Source organism: Streptococcus tangpeifui (genome assembly GCF_011038795.1).
Taxonomy (GTDB): Bacteria; Bacillota; Bacilli; order Lactobacillales; family Streptococcaceae; genus Streptococcus; species Streptococcus tangpeifui.
Genome location: NZ_JAAKDU010000006.1, coordinates 40,471 through 62,222, shown reverse-complemented (window position 1 = coordinate 62,222; position 21,752 = coordinate 40,471). Strand labels below are relative to the sequence as shown.

Sequence of the window (21,752 nt, the reverse complement as noted above, 5' to 3'; positions counted from 1 at the left end):
ATCAGATTTAGATATTTTCCTTGACCAAGGCAGCCATCTTTTCAATTCCCATCGGAATAGGAATATAGGCTTGCGGCGGAATTTGAACGATAGGTTTATTCTTTTTAGCAGCAGCATCAGCCAGCTGTTTGAAGTTCATTTTTGTCTGCGGACTAACCAGATAAAGGTCATACTCATCAGCTTCAATGCGTTTTTGACCTTCTGGTACGCCTACCGCATCCATTTCAATATCTTCTCCCTGCTCTTGCAGCATAGTCATTGTTTTTTTAGCAATCATCGAAGAGGACATACCACCTGCGCAGATAATCAATGCTTGTTTTGCCATAATATAGAACTCCTTTATTAGTTTATTTCTACCTTTATTATATAACAGCGTTTTCAATATGTGCATGGCTACTTTTTCCGTATCTCAACGGAAAATTTCTCTATGAATGCGGAAATTATGAAAACAGCATTCTCTAAAATTTCCGCAAAAAGAAGTCAACCTCCATGATTGACTTCTTTTCTTTATCGATAAAACCCAACTAAAATAATAGCCTAAACAAGCTGACGGTAGGTTACAATAACGTTTTTAAGCTTGAGCTGATATTCCCGCATGATTAACTGCCGCAACTTGATATCATTGATGGTTGAGGCAACTACAAAACCATCCGATGTTTCATATTTTATGGATAAAATATCCATCAGTTTGGAATTTTGGCGAATATCTGGCTTATCATTTTCCTTAAAATTAATGAAATAAGTGCTAGCTGGTTTGCCACTTTTCCCCTGATAGGTCGGAGTGGTTATTCTTTTTCTTACCCACAAAATAAGGTAAAATATCAAACCTAGGATAGCAATGACAGATAAAATTTCCAAAATAACATTCCACATAAATCTCATCTCATCTTCTGATTTCGGACAAATAGCTAGCAGAAGCCATTATAGATTTTCCCCATTTGAGGCAATCACTTTTTTGTACCAATCGAAGGACAGCTTCGGTGAACGGGCATAGGTTCCTGTGCCATCATCATGTTTGTCCACATAAATAAAACCATAGCGCTTGCGCATTTCACCTGTTCCTGCAGATACAAGGTCGATACAGCCCCAAGGCGTGTAGCCCATGAGATCAACACCGTCTTCATCAACAGCCTTAATCATCTGTTCAATATGGGCTTTTAGGTAATCAATCCGATAATCATCATGCACCATGCCATCCTCTGCCACTTGGTCAATAGCGCCAAAACCATTTTCTACAATAAAGAGCGGCAGGTGATACATATCAGTAAACCAGTTGAGAGCATAACGCAGGCCTTCAGGATCAATCTGCCAGTCCCATTCAGATGCTTTAACGTAGTTATTTTTGACCAAGTCTTCGGTTTCCAGATAGTCATAATGTGGGTTATTTGGACGGTGACTATCAATCGCAAAGGACATGTAGTAACTAAATCCGATATAATCCACTGTACCAGCTAACAAGTCTGCCTTATCGTCATCAGTCACATCAACATCAATGCCTTTACGTTCCCAGTATTTTAGGATGTGTTCTGGATAATAGCCATGCACATGTACATCAGCAAAGTAATAACGTTTTTGCATGGCTTTTTGCGCCATCAAAACATCAGATGGCTTACAGGTTGCCGGATAGATAGGGCACATAGCAATCATGCAGCCAATCTGCAAGTCAGGATTAATCTCATGGCCAATCTTGACTGCACGCGCAGAAGCCACCAGCTCATAGTGGGCCGCCTTGTACATAATGGCTTCACGGTCATCGCCTTCTTTATAGACAATACCCGAATTGGTAAAAGGTGCAAAATCTTCTTGGTAGTTAGCTTGATTATTGATTTCATTGAAGGTCATCCAGTATTTGACCTTGTCTTTATAACGACGGAAGCAAACTTCTGCAAAACGGACAAAGAAATCAATAACCTTGCGGTTGGTAAAGCCACCATATTCAGTAACTAGATGATAAGGCAACTCAAAATGCGACAGAGTCACCACAGGCTCTATGCCATATTTGAGACATTCATCAAAGAGGTCATCATAAAACTGCAAACCTGCTTCATTGGGCTCAGTTTCATCCCCATTTGGAAAGATGCGGGTCCAAGCAATAGACGTCCGGAAACACTTGAAACCCATCTCTGCAAAGAGTTTGATATCTTCCTTGTAATGATGGTAGAAATCAATAGCTTCATGATTGGGGTAGTATTTGCCTTCAATCACACCATCAGTGATTTCCCGCGGGACACCATGTCGGCCTGCTGTCATGACATCAGCAACGGAAATCCCCTTGCCGCCTTCCTGCCAGCCGCCTTCCAATTGATGGGCCGCTACCGCACCGCCCCATAAAAAGTTGTTTGGTAATTTAGACATAATCTGCCTCCTCTATTATTTTAAGATACAAAGGGACGGTTCGCTTTAGCGAAAATTCCCGACAGAAAAATAGAAGGTTGGTCGGAAATCCTGATTTCAGAGACAAGCTATCTTTTTTCCAAGGGAATTAGTCCCGTGTTCAATTGATAAGATACAAAGGGCGCCCGCGGATAAAGTCAAAATAGGGAGTACGACGACGAATCACTAAGGATTCTGGGAGAACTTATCTTTTTGACACAATCCACAGACCGTGTTCAATTATCAAGATCTAAGCCGTTAAACAACTAATTTTTGAAGAAGCACAGCGCCACTAAAGATACTTGATCTGATTTTTGAACAGTCACACACTGACTCATTTACATTATAAGAGGGCAGATGAAAAATGACCAGTTAAACTTTTTCCGCACCAATAAGGAAAACGGTTTCGTTTTATATTGAATCCGACTGCCACTCTAGGAAGTTCAGCAAGCTGGGGAAAAACTGTTGAAGCTTGGTTTCAAAATTAAAAAGCAACAATTATACGAAAGGAATCTCACATTCTTTGAATTCCTTCATGCCTTTCGTTGATATTAGACAAAAACTCGTCCAATATTCCTGTTTAGAAACCAGCTTTCGGCGCAGTAGATGGCAGCAAAACTTGTTGGCTACGCCAAGAAGTATTACTCCTGAACCATTTATTAGATACTTTAGCACCAATGAACCCTGCTGGCTGGTTTTCCTCTTGCCTCAAGTTCAAAGCGGAAAACCTAGTCTACTCTCTATTCCCTACTTCCAATTAATGATTTCTCAGAGAATAGAGCGGCTTTGCATCTTAAAAGCGACCTCCTATGTCAGCATTGATATCAATAATTATTCAACCCAAACATCCTATTTTTTAAAATTAGACACTTTCCCTTGATTTGTCCAAGAACAAATCAAATTTTTTACGTTCAGCTTCTCCAAGAACTATAATAGAACTAAAATTAGAATTGGAGGTTTTTGCTCTCATGATGGATAACTTAATTGTTAAACAACTCATTAAAAATTCATTTGATATCCCGCTGCAGGTTACTTATCCTAATGGCAAAACTGAGGTTTATAATGGTGAAAATCCACGAGTTAAAATTAAATTTAATAAGAAAATTTCAGTAGCTAATCTAACCCAAAATGCTTCAATTGTTTTAGGGGAAGCCGTCATGGATGGCGATATTGAAATTGAGGGATCGATTCAAGAATTGATTGTATCGGCCTACCGTGCCTCTGATAGTTTTTTGAAAAACAGTAAATTTGCCCGCTTCTTACCGAAGCAATCCCATACTAAAAGTGATAGCAAATCCGATGTCCAAAGTCATTATGATATTGGAAATGATTTTTATCGCCTGTGGCTTGATAAAACAGCAACCTATTCTTGTGCTTACTTCAGGCATGAGGATGATAGCTTGGAAGAGGCCCAAATCAATAAGGTCCACCATATTATTAAGAAACTAAATCCTAAGTCTGGAAAAACATTATTGGATATTGGCTGCGGCTGGGGGACTCTCATGCTAACAGCCTGTGAAGAATATGACTTGAAAGTCGCAGGTATCACGCTTAGTGAAGAACAAGCCAATTATGTCAATCAACGCATTAAAGAAAAAGGTCTGGAAGATCGGGCAAAGGTTATCCTCAAAGATTACCGCGATATTGAAGAGGGGCCTTACGATTATATTACCAGTGTTGGCATGTTTGAACATGTCGGTAAAGAGAATTTAGGCCAGTACTTTGATACCATCTCTCGTTACCTAGCAGATGACGGATTAGCATTAATTCATGGGATTACTGGCCAAGCTGGAGGAAACCACGGCAATGGCTATAATGGCTGGATTAATAAATATATTTTCCCTGGCGGTTACATTCCTCGGCTAACTGAAAATCTAGATCATATTTCTGATGCTGGACTTCAAGTTGCTGATATTGAGTTCCTGCGCCGTCACTACCAGAAGACTCTTGAGATGTGGACAGAAAACTTCCATAAAGCCCTGCCAGAAGTTCGAAAACTCCACGATGAACGCTTCATCAGAATGTGGGACTTGTATTTACAGGCTTGTGCCGGCTCCTTCCAAGCAGGAAATATTGATGTCGTTCAATACTTGCTATCGAAAGGCAAAACAAAATCTACCATGCCCATGACTAGGGACTATATGTATAGATAACCACACAAAAACTGAGCCTAGGAGTTTCCTAGACTCAGTTTTTATTAGTGATTTTCAAACACTGGTATAACTTGCTTGGTTAGGAGCAATATGAAACCGAGATAACCAACAGTGTCATCTCCACGAAGCTAGTAAGACTAATAAGCTGAGAAAAAGCCTTACTCCTTCTAGCTTTAACTCGATGAACACTTTGATGCAAGAAGTGATGGGAGCTTCTTATCCCTAGTGGTTAATCTAATCATCATCTTTGTAGGAATGAGACAATAAATTCGATAGCTAACTATAGTGATTTTATTCCATTCACTTTTGGACATTTGTTATTGTCGTAACTAAATAACTTTGCCATATACACCTTAATAACTGAACCGCCGAAACCTCTGTGGGGAAAGATAAAATAAGGCTAGAAGTCATTTCTTCGCCAATTCTCCTTTAGGACGTTAACGGCGTTGGCGTTGTATCTTAGTTTCTCCGATTAAAAGACTAATAATTTAGATGTCTTCTCTCTAAAATCAGTATTTTTTGAGAAATCCCTAAAATCATACGTCTTTTTTAACACCCTAACCTCTTAATTTAATTCTGCAATTTGGTAGAGCTCAACTTCAGCAGCCGTTTCAGAACCAAACATGTTGATCATGATTTTGACCTTGTTATTTTCAATTTCAATAACACGCCCCTCTTGTCCCATGAAAGCACCGTCGATAATTTGTACGACATCACCAACCTTGATGTTGGTATCAATCACATCAACAGTTTGTCCCATAGAAACAAGGATGGCACGGATTTCCTCCTCCAAGAGCGGCGTTGGTTTTGAACGGTTCCCGTGGGAGCCAACAAAACCGGTAACATTAGGGGTATTACGTACGACAAACCAGGCATCATCGGTCATTACCATTTCTACAAGGACATAACCGGGGAAGCGATTTTCCTCAACTTCCTTAACCTTTCCGTTCTTTTCAACATTAACGGTTTGAGTTGGGATTTCCACACGCAGAATATTCTCTGTCATGTTGTAGGTTTGAGCACGTTGCAAAAGGTTTTCCTTAACCTTGTTTTCGTAACCAGAGTAAGTTTGCAGAACAAACCAGCCCTTATCAAATGAATCTAGCATCTCAATTTTCCTTTCTTTCCTTCTCAGCTAACTAAGAGCAATATAAAAAAGCCTTCTTTGGGCTTCATTTCCTCACTATTATAGCATATTTCTGGACCTTGCAAAGAATTTTTAGCAGATTTTCAAAATTTCTTAAAAAATGATATACTATTTCTATCTAACTCTTTTAGAAGAAAATTTAACCAAGGAGACCATTGCTATGATGAATGAAAAAGAATGGGCTGAGTTTTTTGAACTAACTCAAGGACGAAAACCTCAGCCTGAGGATTATCAAAAAGCTGCTTTGGCTGGTGAATATCAGCCTGATCAAACTATTGAACCGGCTACTCAAACTCCAGCTGAAGAGCTGAACAAGCAACAAGAGCCCAAGGATCCAGCTGCTACAAGTCCTACTGAGCAAAACCTCCAGCCCCAGCCAACGACAGCTGCAACAGGAACAGCCCCAACCCCTAGTCAGCCTCAAGTCACTGCTCCCGCCAATGGACCAGTACCATCTGCTCCTGAGATGGCTCCAATAGCTGCTCCAGCTAAGCCATCAGTTTTCAAAAAAATGGGACAGGCTTTCAAGAAAAAAGACGGCCATAAAGGTTGGCCTCTCTGGCTCAATATTGGCATTATGGTGGTCATCGCCTTGGTTCTCTTAATCTTAGGGATTTTTGGCCACAGTTCCCAAGAGAAAGCTTCACAAAAAGATATCTCTGGTGACTGGCAGCTGACTGAAACCGCCTATTACAAGAGTGATGACTGGACGACCTTCTCACGGGATGGTAAGATTGTTGATGGCGACTCTCAATCAGATTATGAAAATGTTCAATTCGATACCTATCTGACCAGCAAAAACGGGGGCCTCGTTTCTTATAACGCGACTACAGTTTCAACCTATAATGGGGATTACATTTTTGCCTTCGCTTCTCCTGCCCATCCTTCTTTGACTTTCAATATTAATAAAAAAGGGCAGGCCGTTGAAGTCAGAATTGATGATGATGACTACTTCAACTATTACCCTGCTGAAATGGAAGATCATGTTCCGTTCGATGATTTGAAAGCTAAATTTTTTGTCAAGGATCAAGAACTGACTATTGTTTATTACGATGATGATCAGCCTTATTTCAAGGAAACTTACAAGTCAATCTCAGGGGCTCGAGCTAAAAAAGCTAAGCGCAATGCTAAAGACTACTATATTTCCTACAAAGATTTCTACAATAAAGTCAATGGCAATGATTCAGATGACTATTCAAATCTTGATGACTCTGATAACAGCGACTTCCAAGCAGGTTAAAAATCCCAATCCTTGAGACTCGTCTCAAGGATTTTTTAGTAGAGCAAGCCACACTGACTGAGCCACTTGTTCCTCAGTCAAAAGAGATTATCGATTCGTTCTTTTTAATCATAAAAAAAGAAATGACCTGGCATTTGGCTAGGTCATTTCTTTTATTTGCTAATTTTTCTCCTAGAAAGGTAGGTTCACATAGTTAAGCAGATAATTAACTCCCCAATGAAGAGCTAGATCACATGCGTAAATGATCACGGTAAAGAAGAATGTATATTCTAAGATAGCCAGAAAATCTTTCCAGCGTTGTTTAGGCGTTGGCCAATTGGTGTGCTCTAGGATTTGAAAAATTCCTGCTAAAAATTTCACGATGTCTCTCTCCTTCTGCTCGTTTGTTAGCGAGTTTCTTTATGTAAGGTATATTTTTTACAGTGTTTACAATATTTATTGACTTCCAAGCGTGTCGGTTTAGGAGTAGAACTCACAGCAATTGAATAGTTTCGTGAGCCACATTCCGAACAGGCTAGGCTTGCTTTTTTCTGCGCCATAGCTGGCCTCCCCTTTTAATCCCAATTATTTTACCATGATTTTAGCTGATAGGCAAGTTGAGGCACCAGGCAGGGAGGTATCATATTTGATTCAGTCATTTTAAGTGAGGCAGTAAAAAGTTTGTTTTCTGACACCTGCACTTCTTAACACTGCTCAGCTTGCTGCTGACGGCTAGCCCTTTATTGGAACCAGCCCTTGACGGTATCCCAAGCATCTCTAGCTTTATCCACCAAACCAGAATCATCAACAGCCTTGTTAACCTTATTTTTAGCATCCTCCGCAGCATCTTGAATCTTATCAATAATATCTTTGGATTCATCAGAATTACTGCTGCTATCTTTATTACTAGCATCGTAGGTTAGACTTTGACCGTCTGATGCATAGGCGTTCTGCTGCGTAAACTCTGTTCCCTTGGTATAAGGGAGGATATAGCTGGCTGTCTGACTAAAGACATTGTCCGAAGCCCCGTAGTCATCAACAATATAATGATTTTCATCGGTATGCTCGAAGCCCATCCATTGAGCAATGACCACATCAGGCGTGTAACCAATAACCCACTCATCACCAATCAGATCCTCGTTGAAGCTGGTTTCAGTGGTCCCGGTCTTACCCGCCATGGTATAACCATAGGCATTGGCACTGACCGCTGTACCATTGGAGAAAGTGCCCAGCATCATGCTGGTCATTTTGTCGCTGACCGATTTGCTGATAACACGAGAAGAAGCTTTCTTGTATTCCGCTACAGGTTTCCCTGAGGCGGTCTCAATCTTAGTAATAAAGTGAGCTTCATTCATGACTCCATCATTAGCGAAGGTCGAATAAGCCTGAGCCATTTCCAAAGGATTAGTAGTCACACTACCACCCAGAGCAACTCCGAGATTTTTCGGAACTTTATCCATATTTAAACCAAACTTCTTACCATAGTCAAAAGCAGTGTCCACTCCCATTTCATGCAAGAGGTAGACAGCTGGGATGTTGTAAGAATTGGCTAAAGCTTGATACATAGGAATTTTATCAGACTCAATACCTGCATAGTTAGACGGAGCATAGCCATCGTAATCCTGAACCGTATTGGGCAGATCTTCGTCAATATCATAACCCTCTGAGATAGCTGGGGAATAAACCACCAGAGGCTTAATAGTCGAGCCTGGACTCCGCGACGATTGAGTCGCATAATTGTAAGCCCTAAAGGTTGGATCTTCTGTCGAATTAAGGCGGCCAACCAAACTGCGGACCCCACCTGTCGACGGATCGACAGCAACACTGGCCGATTGGGCTGATGAGCCATCGTAAGGAGAAGTTGGAAAGATTGAAGCATCTGAATAGACTGTCTGCATCCCTTCTTGATAGTCAGGATCTAATTCTGTATAAATCTTATAACCATTATTGAGAATATCTTTCTCAGACACTCCATATTTATTGATGGCTTCATTGACCACAGCATCGAAATAAGAGGGATAATTATAGGACTCATTCTTACCCGAGTAGGTGTCCTGCAGACGGCTGGACACATTCACCGCCTTAAAGGATCTAGCATCAGCTTCTTTGAGGAAACCGGCATTGACCATATTCTGCAAGACAGTATCACGGCGGTTGGTCGCATTCTCTTTTGAGTAGAGAGGATTATAAATTTCTGGACCCTTAAGCATACCTGCCAAGGTTGCAGCTTCATCAATGGTTAAATCGGCAGCTGAGGTGCCAAAATATTTTTGACTGGCATCCTCAACTCCCCAAACTCCGTTACCAAAGTAAGCATTGTTGAGGTACATAGTCAGGATTTGTTTCTTAGAATATTTCTTATTGAGCTCAACAGCCAAGAAGAATTCTTTGGCCTTCCGCGTAACCGTCTGCTCCTGACTAAGGTAAGCATTTTTAGCCAACTGCTGGGTAATAGTTGAACCGCCACCAAACCTACCGGCTGTAAAGACTGCCAAGAAAAACCGCTTGTAGTTGATCCCATGGTTTTTGTAGAAACTGCGGTCTTCCGTTGCAATAACCGCATTTTCTAAGTCATCGGAAATCCGATCCAGTTCAACATAGGTTCCCTTGTTACCCATGAGGGTACCTGCTTCCTTACCTTTACGATCATAAATAACCGTTGAGGACTTGAGAGCATCCTGAAGGTCAGAGACATTGGTCGTCTTGGCCAGATAAAAGAGGTAGGCTGCTGTAAAGAGGACAAAAAGGCTAACTCCTAACAGTAAAATTCGGCTGAGATTGTAGCGACGCCAGAATCGACGAATCCAAGACTGCTTGTCAGGAATAATAACCTTAAGAAAAGCTAGTTTGGGATACTTCTCAACTAACTTATCTAGCCGGCTCTGATGATGGGTTCGACTACGATGATAGTCACTTTCATGAACTGGAACCGACTCCAGTTTTTGAGTCATGGACAGGCCATTATCCTTATCAGATGGTCCAGCCTTAACAGATGGTTTCCTATTTTGCTTCTTATTTGAAATCAAAGTCAAGAACTTACTGCCAAGTTTCTTGGCTCCCTTTTTGATCATTTCTAAAAATTTCATAGCCTTATTATAGCAAGTTTCTTCCAAAAACCTAGAGAGAAAACGTCTTTTGTGTTAAAATCAAAGTCATGAAATTTCTCATCCAACTGCCAACTTCCTTTCCGCCAACGACTGTCAAAGATCTCTTGGAAAATCATTGGCTGGTCCCGCGAAAAATCCGTCATTTTCTTAGGACCAAGAAGCATCTCTTAGTCAATGGTCAAAGCATTCACTGGCAAAGCCAAGTTAAAGCCGGAGACAATATTAGTCTGATTTTTGATGAAGAAGATTATCCCAAGAAAAATCTCCCAATGGGGCAAGCTCAACTGGTGGACTGCCTCTATCAAGACCAACATTTGATTATTGTCAATAAACCTGAAGGGATGAAGACGCACGCTAACCACCCCAATGAAATTGCCCTCCTCAACCATGTTTCAGCTTATGTCGGAGACACCTGCTATGTGGTTCATCGGCTGGATAAGGAGACCAGTGGTTTAGTCCTCTTTGCCAAAAATCCTTTTGTCCTGCCTATTCTTAATCGATTGCTGGAAGATAAGAAAATTTCCCGACAGTACTGGGCTCTTGTTCAAGGAAGGTTAGCAAAAGAATCCATGACCTATCGTGATAAAATTGGCCGAGATCGCCACGATCGGCGAAAACGGCTGGTAACCGCCAAAGGACAGACTGCCATCACCCATATTCGTAAGCTAAAGGAATTTATTGGTCCTAAAGGAACCTGCACTTTGCTCAACTGTCAGTTGGAAACTGGTCGCACCCACCAAATCCGAGTTCATCTTGCCCACCATGGTCACGCCATTATTGGGGATCCGCTCTACAGCAAGGTCCCTGCTGAACGGCTCATGCTTCATGCACATGAACTCAGTTTTCTCCATCCTTTCAGCGGGGAAACAATCACCGTCAAGGCTCAATCTCCTAGCTTTGAAAAGGGCTTGCCCAAATAAGGCAAGCCCTTTTTTTATTTCCAGCAGATTTCGATTTAGGAGAATTTTTCAATTTAGGGCTTTACAAATTTCAGAAGATCCATTACACTTATTGTAGCAAGAGAATAGTTCAATTAGACAACAACACTAAATAACTTATGCTATCTTTACTTCCCACAAAAAATTATCGTTCGAAGGAGAACAATTATGAAACGCAGTGAATTAAAATCCCGAGCCAAACAAAAGCTTTCTGGTAATTGGAAATGGGCTATCGGGGTTGTTGCCATCGTTTGGATTATTCAAATTTGTCTTCAAATGAATAGCATCCATGATATCCTAACCACAAAGGAATTGCTTACTCATCATAATGGCCTTATCACTGATGTACATTTCACTTTTTATGCTTCACCCTTGGTACAGACCGGAGGCCTAGTCCTTGGCCTGATTGCTGCTAGTACTATTCTGGGCTTCCTGCACTTCAGTGACAACCGTAAGGATGAAAATGTTCTGACCAGCGTTTTCGCAGGATTTACGGAAGGTCGTATTTGGGCCTTCATTCTGACTTGGATTCTTCAATATATTTTTACACTACTTTGGACTTTGCTCCTCATTATTCCTGGCATCATCAAAGCTTATTCTTATGCCATGTCTATTTATATCGTTGATGATCTTAAACGGCAAGGAAAAAATCTATCCGCTACTGAAGCAATTACCAGATCTAAGCATTTGATGAAGGGACACAAATGGGAACTTTTCGTCCTTGATCTCAGTTTTCTTGGTTGGTGGTTCTTAGCAACCCTAACCCTTGGAATCGGCTATCTCTGGCTCTACCCTTACATCCTAACGACACGCGCCGAGTTCTATCGCTGCCTCATTGCTCAAAATCCGACTGTCTTAGCAGATTAAAAGCTACTCCCATATTGAAAACGGAAGGTTCAGATGAGCCTTCCGTTTTTATAAGTTAGTGAGGAATATAGTTCCTTCATCATAGCAAGCCAGCCTAATCTTTCAGCTAGTGTTGATAACTAGAAAGCCATTAACCTTACGATACAAAAAAGAGACAGCTGATAACACTGTCTCTTTTGAATTAGTAAGAGAGATGGAGGCTGGACAAAACTCGTCCAGTGTTCCTAACCTCTTGCACAGGGGTGGGAGTGAAACGATCTGGAGAGAGACCGTTTCAGGTCACTCTAGAAATTAAGAAATGGTGAGAGCCAAAATTTTCAACTTTTGGGTTGATCCCACTCCCGTTAACTATCAGCCTTCTTTGCTGCTTAGATAATTTTTTTCTATTACATCATGCCGCCCATCATACTTGGATCCATTGCTGGGGCAGCTGGAGCTTTTTCTTCTGGATGATCGGCAACAACGGCTTCAGTTGTCAAAATGAGGCTGGCTACAGAAGCTGCATTTTGCAGGGCTGAACGACTAACTTTGACAGGATCAATGATTCCTGCTTCAACCATATCTACCCAGCTTCCATTGGCTGCATTAAAGCCTGTACCAACAGCGCTAGCTTTAAGTTTTTCGATGATAACGGAACCTTCATAGCCAGCATTACGGGCAATTTGACGAACGGGTTCTTCAAGCGCACGCAGAACAATGTTACGGCCAGTTGCTTCATCCCCTTTCACATCAAGAGAGGCAACTTTTTCAATAACATTAACAAGGGCTGTACCACCACCGGCAACGATGCCTTCTTCAACGGCAGCGCGGGTTGCATTAAGGGCGTCTTCAATGCGAAGTTTCATTTCTTTTAATTCTGTTTCAGTCGCAGCACCAACCTTGATAACTGCAACACCGCCAGATAATTTTGCCAAACGTTCTTGCAATTTTTCACGGTCAAAATCTGATGTTGTTGTTTCCAATTGTGACTTAATCACATTGACCCGTTCTGCGATTGCATCAGCTTGGCCAGCTCCTTCAACGATAACTGTTGAATCCTTATCAATAGTGATTTTAGCAGCTTGACCTAGCGAAGCGATACTAGCATCTTTAAGTTCCAAACCAAGATCTTCCGTAATAACAGTACCGCCCGTTAAAATAGCGATATCTTCCAGCATAGCCTTGCGGCGGTCACCAAAGCCAGGCGCCTTAACAGCTACGACATTAAAGGTACCACGAATCTTATTAAGAACCAAAGTAGGCAGGGCTTCACCATCAACATCGTCTGCAATAATTAAAAGAGGACGGCTAGTTTTAAGCACTTCTTCTAAAAGAGGAAGGACATCTTGGATATTTGAAATTTTCTTATCGGTAATCAAAATGTAAGGATTATCAAGATCAGCAACCATTTTTTCGTTATCGGTTACCATGTATTGAGAAAGGTAACCACGGTCAAATTGCATCCCTTCAACAACGTCCAATTCAGTCTCCATACCACGAGACTCTTCAATGGTGATGACACCGTCGTTGCCAACTTTTTCCATAGCTTCTGAAATGTATTCACCAACTTTTTCAGAACGTGAAGATACAGCGGCAACTTGCGCAATAGCTTCTTTACCAGAAACTGGTTGAGCGATAGCTTTTAGACCTTCAACAGCTGTTGCAACAGCTCTTTCGATACCGCGACGGATACCGATTGGATTAGCTCCTGCTGTTACATTTTTAAGCCCTTCGCGAACGATGGCTTGGGTTAAAACGGTGGCAGTTGTTGTACCATCACCAGCAATATCATTGGTTTTTGAAGCAACTTCTGAAACCAATTTGGCTCCCATATTTTCAAAATGATCTTCTAACTCGATTTCCTTAGCGATAGTTACACCGTCATTTGTAATCAAAGGTGAACCAAAGGATTTTTCCAAAACAACATTACGGCCTTTAGGGCCAAGCGTTACCTTAACGGTATCAGCCAAAACATCGACTCCGCGGACCATTGCAGAACGCGCATCTGCTGAAAATTTAATATCTTTTGCCATTTATTATTACCTGTCTTTCTTGTTTATATATTGCTTAGATTAGTAACCTTAGGAGAGGTAGCCCTCGGAATTCTTCACGTTTCCATGTTCAAGAACACCTAGAACTTTGCATTTTTTCTCCAACAAAACCGACCTAAGGTTCTTTTTATATTAGATACTAGTAAGCTGACAATTTTGAATGGGATTCGGCCTTACTCTTAGCTAAGAATAGCCAAAATATCAGATTCACGGACGATGGAAACTTTATCATCACCATCCTTAACATCCAAACCAGCACCATTTTCAACCAGAACTTTATCGTCCTTAGCTACACTCGGAGCAATCAAATCTCCATGCAGTGTCCGAGAGCCTGGCCCAACGGCTAAAACAGTTGCTGTTTTAGTAGCTTCATGTGAGCTACCTGCCAAAACAAAACCACTAGCTGTGGTTTCTTCTACTTCTTCAAATTTTACAACAATACGATCACCTAAAGGTTTTAACATTGTCTGACCTCCATTAATTTTTTAGCACTTCAACAGTTCGAGTGCTAATTACATTTATTATTGTAGCATTTGGTCAAAATTAGTCAAGAAAAAACTCTACCAATTGGTAAAGTTTTTCTGCATGCTAAAAGTTAGACATCCTCAGAATTCTCCGCGTGAACTCTTAGAGAATTTCTTCTTGTAGAACCTTGGCAATGCCATCGTGGTTGTGGTCCAAGGTAACCTTGCCAATTCGATTCTTCAGAGCTTTGGGAGCATTGCCCATGAGGACGCCATAACCGACAGTTTCCAACATTTCTAAATCATTATAGTTGTCGCCAAAAGCCAAAGTCTCATTTATAGGAACTCTATAGTAGTCAGCTAAGGTCTTAACTGCCTGACCTTTATCAATTCCTGCTGCCATGACTTCAATCAGATGAGCAGCAGATTTAGCGATGGATAGATCAGGATAGCCCCGCTTGAGGGCCTGCAAAACTTGGTCGGTCCGATTAGGTGGACACATGACTAAAACCTTGTGGGCTTCTTTAAGACTGTCCAACTGATCAAGGTCAGCAACTTGCGACTCTAAGTTAACCACCACTTCTTCATCGTGAACCAAATCATGGCCCTGATGGGATGAGTACCAATCACTATAACTATAGATGTTCCAAGCCAGATCCTGCCCCAGATTTTCAACCGTCTGGCAGACTGATCGAATCTCAGACATGGCTATAGTCTTACTGTCGACAACTGTCCCGTCTTGAGCCTGAATCAAGGCACCATTGTAGGCAATAATGGGACTGAGAATACCGATGTTATCAATAATTGGGCGAATGGCTTCAGGCATTCGAGCAGACACTGGCACAAAATAGAGCCCGTTATCTACACAAGACTTGATAGCTCGGGCAGTCGCTGGGGTTACCTGATGGTCTTGGTTAAGAAGAGTACCATCTATATCACTGAAAATTATTTGCATAAATCAGCCTCCTTGACCTAAATTACTTTTATTATAACATTTTCTAAGCTTGTATTCGTATGATTTCTAAGGCCATAATCATTCCGTTATATAAATGTACAACAAAAGCATATAGTATTGTCAAGAGGAGGCGGAAATTAAAATATTATCTTGATGGACCATTGATTGTAAAAATTTATTGATTAATCCAGTGATTAAATGGTCTCCGCTTAATATCGTAGTTTGAAGTAGCATTACCAAATTATTGTAATGAATTATAGTTATGTTGATGGAAAAATATTGTGTAACGTAAAAAAATTAGTTAGCTTTTCTATTTGTTAACCTTTTCTGTTGAGAGTTTTCACGTAAAAAGAAATCGGAAAGTGGGCTATTTATCAAATTTAAAAATTCTTTTGAAAATTTTTCTGGGGGAATTGGAAATTCTTCGGATATCCATATCTCGATAAGTGCTAAAACGCTATTAACTAACCATTTAGAAATAAAGATATTATCTAATTGAAAATTATGACAGTTGATCGTCAGCTCTTTTAGTATCCATTTATAATACTTTTGTTGAAGATATTTTCTCCATTTGGGATCAGCCGCAGTTGAATAGAGATATCTTAGCCAGCTTTTGTTGTTATACAATTCTGGGATTATCACATAACATAAAAAACAATCAATTGTTTGGCTACCATCAAATTCAGAAAATAGACTATCAATTTTTCTATCTGTCGCAAATTGGATATAATCAATAATTTCTTCATAGCTATTAAAGTGATTTTTGTAGATAGTTTGTCTAGTTATACCAGCTTCTCTAGCTATTTCAGCAAGAGAGAAAGATGAACGTTCAGGATATTTTGAAGCCAATATAAAAAATGCATTGATGATATTTTCTCGAGTTCCTTTTGTCATTGGTTTACTCCTATTTTTTTACATATTGTGAACTAAATAACATCATATTACAGTAAGTTTATAGCAATTAAGGGCTTTTTGCAAATTAATATTTTTACACTCTGTCAAAAAATCACTATTGAATGTTTGGTGTTTTAGGAATAATATTTAATTAGAAATTATGATAATTATGAGAGAAATCAAAGGATTTTTTATATGGTTAGGTGAAGGTGATATTGTTATGCAACAGAAGACAAAAATGCTTAATATCTTAATAGTGGTAGGATTCATTTCATTAGCCGCCTTTAATATTCATTTTGAGATTAGCTTTACTGAAAATCTAATAGTAATAATGGGTCTGCTGATCCTATTATTTCTGGGAAATTATTCTGGGAATACTCATAAAAAAAGAGAGTCCAAATCTTTAAAAGTTAAGCAACATAAAAGAACCAGTATGCCATTATTTTTGTTCTTTATTTTTCTTGCTTGTGAATTAATAATAATGATTATAATGATTTGCTTTAATAATAGTCTTCCCCTAAAAAGTCAAAAGTTACTAGCCTGTTTATTGTGTGTTTCAATATTCTGTATGGTAGCAGCAGGATATAAATTTGAAGTTAATAGATTTCAAACCTCTAAGACATTTTCAGAGGTTAGAAAATTTGGTATAGCTATAAATCCTAAGCATCCCATAGGGCGTATAATTTATGCAAGTGCATTTGTTCTGATATTAATTATATTTTGCCTATTGTTAATTTTCGGACCAACCAATTAATTCATATAATTGAAAGGAGTATGTGTTATGAGTGACAAACGAATTTTTGGTGATTCTTTAAGAAATATGGATAAAGAATCTAAATTTAGTTTAGATATGCCAGAAAATATTGCAGATGTGATGACTTTAGATGTTTTATCTGGTCAAGATTTATTAAGTCCTTATGATTTTATAGAAAATGAAAGACTTAATTATGATATGTCTAAAGATGAAGTGTATTCGTTAAAGCCTACTGTAGAATACAGCAAAGGGTGGCTCTATACTGTATCCTATGTGGCCTTACATGAGGTTGCAGCCGGAGCTAATGTAGTAGCAGGAGTAACGACAGTAGTAGGAGCAGCCACACTTGTTGCTGTTGCATTAGGCGTATTAGCTTCTGATCCTGATAAAAGTGAAGAGTTTTTCAAAAAAATTGATAATAAATTCTTATCTAAAATTTCTAAGAAAGCATTGAAAATTGGTGGGATATCATATTTAAGAAGTGTAATCGAAGAATTTGTTGAAATTGTTAGAGAATACAATAATTTAGGAGAAATTAATGAATAATTTAGAACCTAATCCGCGTACAGCAGCTATACTAATGACATATCAATGCGTTGCTGAGTGTGATGAATGTTGTTTTTCTTGCTCACCGCGATTGAAAGGAAATTCTTTAAATTTTGGTAAAATAAAATCATTTTTGGACAAGATTAAACATATTGAGAGTATCAAAGTTGTTGTTTTTTCAGGTGGCGAGTGTTTTATTAATTTTAAATTGTTAGTCAAAAGTATTAGATATGCACATGATTTAGGTTTTCTAACAAGATGTGTCACTAATGGCTTTTGGGGTACAAGTATAGAATCTGCTAGAGAAAAGATTCAAATATTAAAATATAATGGATTAAATGAAATTAATTTTTCAACTGGGGATAGTCATCAAAAGTTTATTCCGGTAGAATGTGTTTTGCATTGTGCTATAGCTAGTGTGGAACAAGGAATGTTGACTTGTATTGCAGTTGAAACCAATAGCAGTAAGAAATTTAAAGTAGAGGATTTTGTAAATCATCCACTTTACACTAAGTATATACAAGGTCAAAAATATTCAAAACTTTTGAAGGTCATGCCGACAATATGGGTTTCTTTTCATACGAATACAGTTTATAAGTTCGACAAAAAACTCTTATCAGGTAATAATGAAGGTTGTGATGGAATATTTGATACAGTTGCTTTGGAACCCCGTGGTGATGTAGTTGGCTGTTGTGGGTTAACCTCCAATGATATTAGTGAGCTGCACTTAGGTAAAATTGACAGAGTGGAATTGAATAAGGTGTTATCTAGTCACCATAGAGACTTTTTAAAAGCTTGGATCTTTGTTGATGGACCTAAAAAAATTGTAGAAACAGCGTCTAAGTGGATGGGGAAAGAAGCTCCATTTTTCGCTCATAAATGTCTTTATTGTGCATATTTATATAATAATAAACAGTTGCTAGGAACTATAAGAGATAATTACGAATCTGTCAAAGAGGAAGTTTTGACTAGATATTTAGAAAAGGTGGTTATTTATAATTCGATACTTAATTAATTTTAATTACCTTTTTAAGGGTGTATATTTGATTAAGGATTAGCTATGATTATTTTCAGAAAATTCATTAGATACCATAAGTTTCAGTTCACTTTGATTGTTTTTCTAATTATATTAGGTAATTTGTTATCTTTGCCAATTCCTTATATCTCTAAGATGATAATCGATAAAGTTTTAATATTAAAGCAGTTCAACTCTTTATATTATTATATTATACTTATAGTTGTTGTTCTTTTTTTTCAATTTGTAGTAGGGAGGATAAATTCCATCTTATCTGCTACCTTTTTCCAAAGATTCTTATTAGAGATACGTAAACAAATTTTGTCAGAGAACAATATTGAGTCATTATCGGATAATTCAAATATAACTACTGTGATATTTAATGACTCTGAGCTTTACGTATCTAATATTGAAAATATTGTTGTGACTTTTATATCAAGTATTGGTCTTTTTATGGGGTATTTAATAATGCTTTTAAGATTAAATATCCAATTAACGTTGCCAGTGTTGATAGTCATTCCTACATATGTGTTGTGGATTATTTATGCCGGAAAAAAATTGAAAACCTTTAGTTTTGAGCAACAATTTAGCAGAGATCAGTTGCTTAACACTTTAAAAAATATAACAACTAATTTAGAAGTAATAAGAGTATTTAGAATGTTCGATAAGATTCGTTCTGATTTTTGGAACGTAATTAATAATAATTTCATTATTAATTCAAAAATACGAGGTTTTCAAAATTTTATTGAGATTATTTCTACAGGAATAGTTTCTTCTACTACAATTTTGATATTCGTATTAGGAGTAAATTTTATAGGAAATGGAATTTTTTCTATTGGAGATTTGGTAGCTTTTAATTCTTATAGTGGTTTGATTTTTGGTCCTGTTACTCAACTGATTAATTTGTGGGCTGTTTTATCAATCAGCAGAACTTATGAAGCAAGGATATTATTGTATTTGAATAAGGTAACAGATAGTTCTTATATAGTTAATTTTGATAACTTAAGTGCTATAGAGTTATCTGATTTTTCGGTGTATAGTGGAAATAGTAGTATCTTAAGGGGTATTAATCTGATTCTTCATAATGGAGAGTGTATTTTATTGAAAGGGGAAAATGGTACTGGTAAATCATTATTTTTAAAATCTCTTGCCAACATATACAATAATTATACAGGTTGTATTCGTTTAGAAGAAAAAAATGGGGATAGTTTATATCTAAAACTAAATAGTTCGCAGAAATTGGGACCTCATCAAATTGTCTATTTATCTAATAATCAAGGATTCCCGTTAAAAACATTAAAAGAGGAGTTCTCATCACTTTTATCTTCTGATGAAGAAATTTATGATTTATTAAAATCTGTGGGTATATACGAGAGAATTCTGTCCTTAGATAAAGGCTTGAATATTTCTAGTCAGGAATTACGAAATTATCTTAGTTTAGGTGAACTTCAAAAATTACGAATTGCTAGAGCGATATCATATAAGCCCAAGCTATTGATTTTGGATGAAATTTTTTCTAATATAGATTATACGTCAATGGATAGTTTACTATCTGTTATAAAATCAAAACTTCCAGATAGTATTTTATTAATTGTTGATCACCATATTATAAAAGGAATAAATTTTGATAGAGTATTAAAAATTCATGATAACACTATCAAATAATTAATCGCATGAAGGATAATAGCTTCATGCGATTTTTGAGTCTCTCGAAAGACAAGGGCTAGAGTGCTTTGATGATGTTTGATAAATACGTCAATCTTTAATATAAATTTGGAAATAGATATTCTGGGCGGGAGACTGTTACGTGAGCATAGATGACTTCAATGAAACTGCACTATGATCAAGGTAGGAATTAGGATATTAGAATTAAAAAGGGAGTTCTTCCTCTTCGAGGACTAAGTCTGTTAGGTCGCCGGTGCCGTTATTTTCACGTAAGGCTCGTTGGGCACGGCTTTCCAGCAGCTGGAAGGATTGAGCCAGGACCTCGGTTACATAGCGAGTCTGTCCATCCTTTTCATAATGACGCGTCCTGATCTCACCATCAAGAGAGACCAGACTCCCTTTGCCAGCATAAGAGACGAGTGTTTCAGCCAACTTGCCCCAGAAAACGACAGTGACAAAGTCAGCTTGGCGTTCACCATCCTGAGTTTTAAAACGGCGATTGACAGCTAAAGTCACGCGGGAGACGGATTTATCCGAAGGGGTTTTAACCATCTGGGGAGTTGCTGTCAAACGGCCGATAAGAATGACTTTATTATACATATCTTCACCTCCTTACTTTCTTATTCGTAAAAGAAATGAAAAAAGAGGTTTAGGATAAAAAACAATAATAAATTAAAAAGCAAACATTTTAGAATTGTCGTAGTAGAACTCTAATCTTGTCCGCTTTTTGACTTTCCATATCATGCATGGATTAATGGCAAAGCATTTCTAAGAGGTGAGCTTAAAATGCTCCAGTAGGCAAATTGCAGCCTAATTTCAAAAATTAAAGAGTAAGAAAAATCAAGCTTCCTCATCTACAGATTTCTTATACGTCAACATCAAAAAATATAGTATTGTGTGAAGAAGGACGCTGCCAGTTGTCTATTCCATTTTCCTGATTCTTGTAGATATTTCTAACAAATGAAACGTTAGCAGGCCTAGTTTTGCCAATGTTTGGCTGGGTCGAAAGCTTCACCGACTACAGCAGAATCATTCAGTTCAATAATACCGCGTTTCTTCGGAGCGTTTGGCAGGGCTAATTCCCGAGGAGCACACATCATGCCGTAACTATCAACTCCTCGAAGCTTACCTGGAAAAATCAGGCTGCCACTGGGCATCATAGCTCCGGGCAGAGCTACAATGGTCTTAAGGCCAACAGCAGCATTTGGAGCTCCAGCCACGATTTGAACGGTCTGGTCCCCGCCAATAGCTACCTGACAAATATTGAGGTGATCACTATCTGGATGAGACTCCATTTCCTTAATTTGTCCAACAACAAAAACTGGACTAGGAGTTGCTTCTAAACTTTCCTCAAAGCCTTCCTTGGCTAATTCTTGATTGAGAATCTCTATATCCTTTTCGCTCGGAAAGACTTGACCATTTCCAGTCAGCTCCATCAGACTGGAAACTTCAAAAATATTCCAAGCTAAGGTACGTCCGTCATTTTCTGCATAAACACGAGCAACCTTGCCCTTGCGCTCAACTTGACGGGCAATTGGCTTGGTATCTTGAAGGATGACCATGAGGACATCGCCGACTTGTTCTTTATTATAAGCAAAAATCATGAGTATCTGACTTCCTTCTGT

General features: G+C 38.6%; 21 protein-coding genes. 8 read left to right on the top strand and 13 right to left on the bottom strand.

What is annotated here, in order from left to right:
- Positions 1-7: 7 nt before the first annotated feature.
- The 3 genes from G7Y32_RS06550 to G7Y32_RS06540 form a co-directional block, all read right to left on the bottom strand.
- Positions 8-325, bottom strand: a complete 318-nt coding sequence (locus G7Y32_RS06550; protein WP_165212225.1) for a PTS cellobiose transporter subunit IIB — start codon at positions 323-325, stop codon at positions 8-10.
- A 212-nt stretch (positions 326-537) separates the two neighbouring features.
- Positions 538-882, bottom strand: a complete 345-nt coding sequence (locus G7Y32_RS06545; RefSeq protein WP_165212223.1) for a hypothetical protein — start codon at positions 880-882, stop codon at positions 538-540.
- A gap of 39 nt (positions 883-921) precedes the next feature.
- Positions 922-2,355, bottom strand: coding sequence for a 6-phospho-beta-glucosidase (locus G7Y32_RS06540; RefSeq protein ID WP_165212221.1), 1,434 nt, complete (start codon positions 2,353-2,355; stop codon positions 922-924).
- Between the two features lie 986 nt (positions 2,356-3,341).
- Between G7Y32_RS06540 and G7Y32_RS06535 the strand changes: the two genes are divergently transcribed.
- The gene (locus tag G7Y32_RS06535) at positions 3,342-4,526 is read left to right on the top strand and encodes an SAM-dependent methyltransferase (RefSeq protein ID WP_165212219.1); all 1,185 of its coding nucleotides are present in this window, start codon (positions 3,342-3,344) and stop codon (positions 4,524-4,526) included.
- Positions 4,527-5,091: 565 nt separating this feature from the next.
- Here the strand turns inward: G7Y32_RS06535 and nusG are convergent.
- Positions 5,092-5,634 (bottom strand): transcription termination/antitermination protein NusG, encoded by a 543-nt coding sequence (gene nusG, locus G7Y32_RS06530; RefSeq protein WP_004227945.1) that lies wholly within the window; start codon positions 5,632-5,634, stop codon positions 5,092-5,094.
- A gap of 199 nt (positions 5,635-5,833) precedes the next feature.
- Between nusG and G7Y32_RS06525 the strand changes: the two genes are divergently transcribed.
- Positions 5,834-6,913: a hypothetical protein gene (locus tag G7Y32_RS06525; RefSeq protein WP_165212217.1), complete on the top strand. Its 1,080-nt coding sequence runs from the start codon at positions 5,834-5,836 to the stop codon at positions 6,911-6,913.
- A gap of 171 nt (positions 6,914-7,084) precedes the next feature.
- Here G7Y32_RS06525 and secE read toward each other — a convergent pair whose 3' ends face one another.
- From secE to pbp2a, 3 genes are all read right to left on the bottom strand, one after another.
- Complete coding sequence (secE, locus tag G7Y32_RS06520) at positions 7,085-7,273, bottom strand: preprotein translocase subunit SecE (RefSeq protein ID WP_165212215.1); 189 nt, start codon at positions 7,271-7,273, stop codon at positions 7,085-7,087.
- A gap of 26 nt (positions 7,274-7,299) precedes the next feature.
- Positions 7,300-7,452 carry a 50S ribosomal protein L33 gene (rpmG, locus tag G7Y32_RS06515; RefSeq protein ID WP_081478736.1) on the bottom strand — a complete coding sequence of 51 codons (153 nt, stop codon included), beginning with the start codon at positions 7,450-7,452 and terminating at the stop codon, positions 7,300-7,302.
- A 180-nt stretch (positions 7,453-7,632) separates the two neighbouring features.
- Positions 7,633-9,978, bottom strand: a complete 2,346-nt coding sequence (pbp2a, locus tag G7Y32_RS06510; RefSeq protein WP_165212213.1) for a penicillin-binding protein PBP2A — start codon at positions 9,976-9,978, stop codon at positions 7,633-7,635.
- A gap of 68 nt (positions 9,979-10,046) precedes the next feature.
- Between pbp2a and G7Y32_RS06505 the strand changes: the two genes are divergently transcribed.
- Entirely contained in the window at positions 10,047-10,919 is an 873-nt protein-coding gene (locus tag G7Y32_RS06505; RefSeq protein ID WP_165212211.1) for an RluA family pseudouridine synthase, read from the top strand.
- A 186-nt stretch (positions 10,920-11,105) separates the two neighbouring features.
- Positions 11,106-11,804 (top strand): DUF975 family protein, encoded by a 699-nt coding sequence (locus G7Y32_RS06500; RefSeq protein WP_165212209.1) that lies wholly within the window; start codon positions 11,106-11,108, stop codon positions 11,802-11,804.
- A gap of 386 nt (positions 11,805-12,190) precedes the next feature.
- On the opposite strand, the gene groL is transcribed toward G7Y32_RS06500, so the two are convergent.
- The 4 genes from groL to G7Y32_RS06480 form a co-directional block, all read right to left on the bottom strand.
- On the bottom strand, positions 12,191-13,816 hold the full coding sequence (groL, locus tag G7Y32_RS06495) for a chaperonin GroEL (RefSeq protein WP_165212207.1): 1,626 nt from the start codon (positions 13,814-13,816) through the stop codon (positions 12,191-12,193).
- Positions 13,817-14,013: 197 nt separating this feature from the next.
- A complete protein-coding gene (gene groES / locus G7Y32_RS06490; protein WP_165212205.1) occupies positions 14,014-14,298 on the bottom strand; it encodes a co-chaperone GroES in 285 nt (94 codons plus the stop codon).
- Positions 14,299-14,461: 163 nt separating this feature from the next.
- The gene (locus tag G7Y32_RS06485; protein ID WP_165212203.1) at positions 14,462-15,253 is read right to left on the bottom strand and encodes a Cof-type HAD-IIB family hydrolase; all 792 of its coding nucleotides are present in this window, start codon (positions 15,251-15,253) and stop codon (positions 14,462-14,464) included.
- A gap of 297 nt (positions 15,254-15,550) precedes the next feature.
- Positions 15,551-16,147 (bottom strand): TetR/AcrR family transcriptional regulator, encoded by a 597-nt coding sequence (locus tag G7Y32_RS06480; protein ID WP_165212201.1) that lies wholly within the window; start codon positions 16,145-16,147, stop codon positions 15,551-15,553.
- A gap of 169 nt (positions 16,148-16,316) precedes the next feature.
- Between G7Y32_RS06480 and G7Y32_RS06475 the strand changes: the two genes are divergently transcribed.
- Genes G7Y32_RS06475 through G7Y32_RS06460 form a run of 4 tightly spaced genes read left to right on the top strand, consistent with a single transcriptional unit; the run spans position 16,317 to position 20,127 of the window.
- On the top strand, positions 16,317-16,901 hold the full coding sequence (locus G7Y32_RS06475) for a hypothetical protein (protein ID WP_346773318.1): 585 nt from the start codon (positions 16,317-16,319) through the stop codon (positions 16,899-16,901).
- A gap of 27 nt (positions 16,902-16,928) precedes the next feature.
- On the top strand, positions 16,929-17,447 hold the full coding sequence (locus tag G7Y32_RS06470; RefSeq protein ID WP_165212199.1) for a hypothetical protein: 519 nt from the start codon (positions 16,929-16,931) through the stop codon (positions 17,445-17,447).
- Positions 17,440-18,462: a hypothetical protein gene (locus G7Y32_RS06465; RefSeq protein ID WP_165212197.1), complete on the top strand. Its 1,023-nt coding sequence runs from the start codon at positions 17,440-17,442 to the stop codon at positions 18,460-18,462. Before G7Y32_RS06470 ends, G7Y32_RS06465 begins: the two co-directional genes overlap by 8 nt.
- Positions 18,463-18,507: 45 nt before the next feature.
- On the top strand, positions 18,508-20,127 hold the full coding sequence (locus tag G7Y32_RS06460) for an ABC transporter transmembrane domain-containing protein (protein ID WP_165212195.1): 1,620 nt from the start codon (positions 18,508-18,510) through the stop codon (positions 20,125-20,127).
- A gap of 204 nt (positions 20,128-20,331) precedes the next feature.
- Here the strand turns inward: G7Y32_RS06460 and G7Y32_RS06455 are convergent, their stop codons facing one another.
- Together G7Y32_RS06455 and ytpR are read right to left on the bottom strand one after the other, a co-directional pair.
- Positions 20,332-20,727, bottom strand: a complete 396-nt coding sequence (locus G7Y32_RS06455) for a single-stranded DNA-binding protein (RefSeq protein ID WP_165212193.1) — start codon at positions 20,725-20,727, stop codon at positions 20,332-20,334.
- Between the two features lie 377 nt (positions 20,728-21,104).
- The gene (gene ytpR, locus G7Y32_RS06450) at positions 21,105-21,731 is read right to left on the bottom strand and encodes a YtpR family tRNA-binding protein (RefSeq protein WP_165212191.1); all 627 of its coding nucleotides are present in this window, start codon (positions 21,729-21,731) and stop codon (positions 21,105-21,107) included.
- Positions 21,732-21,752: the final 21 nt, after the last annotated feature.

Excerpts from the sequence above, each read along its gene's own strand:
- G7Y32_RS06550 (WP_165212225.1), bottom strand. The coding sequence starts at position 325 with ATGGCAAAACAAGCATTGATTATCTGCGCAGGTGGTATGTCCTCTTCG.
- G7Y32_RS06545 (WP_165212223.1), bottom strand. The coding sequence starts at position 882 with ATGAGATTTATGTGGAATGTTATTTTGGAAATTTTATCTGTCATTGCT.
- G7Y32_RS06540 (WP_165212221.1), bottom strand. The coding sequence starts at position 2,355 with ATGTCTAAATTACCAAACAACTTTTTATGGGGCGGTGCGGTAGCGGCC.
- G7Y32_RS06535 (WP_165212219.1), top strand. The coding sequence starts at position 3,342 with ATGATGGATAACTTAATTGTTAAACAACTCATTAAAAATTCATTTGAT.
- nusG (WP_004227945.1), bottom strand. The coding sequence starts at position 5,634 with ATGCTAGATTCATTTGATAAGGGCTGGTTTGTTCTGCAAACTTACTCT.
- G7Y32_RS06525 (WP_165212217.1), top strand. The coding sequence starts at position 5,834 with ATGATGAATGAAAAAGAATGGGCTGAGTTTTTTGAACTAACTCAAGGA.
- rpmG (WP_081478736.1), bottom strand. The coding sequence starts at position 7,452 with ATGGCGCAGAAAAAAGCAAGCCTAGCCTGTTCGGAATGTGGCTCACGA.
- pbp2a (WP_165212213.1), bottom strand. The coding sequence starts at position 9,978 with ATGAAATTTTTAGAAATGATCAAAAAGGGAGCCAAGAAACTTGGCAGT.
- G7Y32_RS06505 (WP_165212211.1), top strand. The coding sequence starts at position 10,047 with ATGAAATTTCTCATCCAACTGCCAACTTCCTTTCCGCCAACGACTGTC.
- G7Y32_RS06500 (WP_165212209.1), top strand. The coding sequence starts at position 11,106 with ATGAAACGCAGTGAATTAAAATCCCGAGCCAAACAAAAGCTTTCTGGT.
- groL (WP_165212207.1), bottom strand. The coding sequence starts at position 13,816 with ATGGCAAAAGATATTAAATTTTCAGCAGATGCGCGTTCTGCAATGGTC.
- groES (WP_165212205.1), bottom strand. The coding sequence starts at position 14,298 with ATGTTAAAACCTTTAGGTGATCGTATTGTTGTAAAATTTGAAGAAGTA.
- G7Y32_RS06485 (WP_165212203.1), bottom strand. The coding sequence starts at position 15,253 with ATGCAAATAATTTTCAGTGATATAGATGGTACTCTTCTTAACCAAGAC.
- G7Y32_RS06480 (WP_165212201.1), bottom strand. The coding sequence starts at position 16,147 with ATGACAAAAGGAACTCGAGAAAATATCATCAATGCATTTTTTATATTG.
- G7Y32_RS06475 (WP_346773318.1), top strand. The coding sequence starts at position 16,317 with ATGAGAGAAATCAAAGGATTTTTTATATGGTTAGGTGAAGGTGATATT.
- G7Y32_RS06470 (WP_165212199.1), top strand. The coding sequence starts at position 16,929 with ATGAGTGACAAACGAATTTTTGGTGATTCTTTAAGAAATATGGATAAA.
- G7Y32_RS06465 (WP_165212197.1), top strand. The coding sequence starts at position 17,440 with ATGAATAATTTAGAACCTAATCCGCGTACAGCAGCTATACTAATGACA.
- G7Y32_RS06460 (WP_165212195.1), top strand. The coding sequence starts at position 18,508 with ATGATTATTTTCAGAAAATTCATTAGATACCATAAGTTTCAGTTCACT.
- G7Y32_RS06455 (WP_165212193.1), bottom strand. The coding sequence starts at position 20,727 with ATGTATAATAAAGTCATTCTTATCGGCCGTTTGACAGCAACTCCCCAG.
- ytpR (WP_165212191.1), bottom strand. The coding sequence starts at position 21,731 with ATGATTTTTGCTTATAATAAAGAACAAGTCGGCGATGTCCTCATGGTC.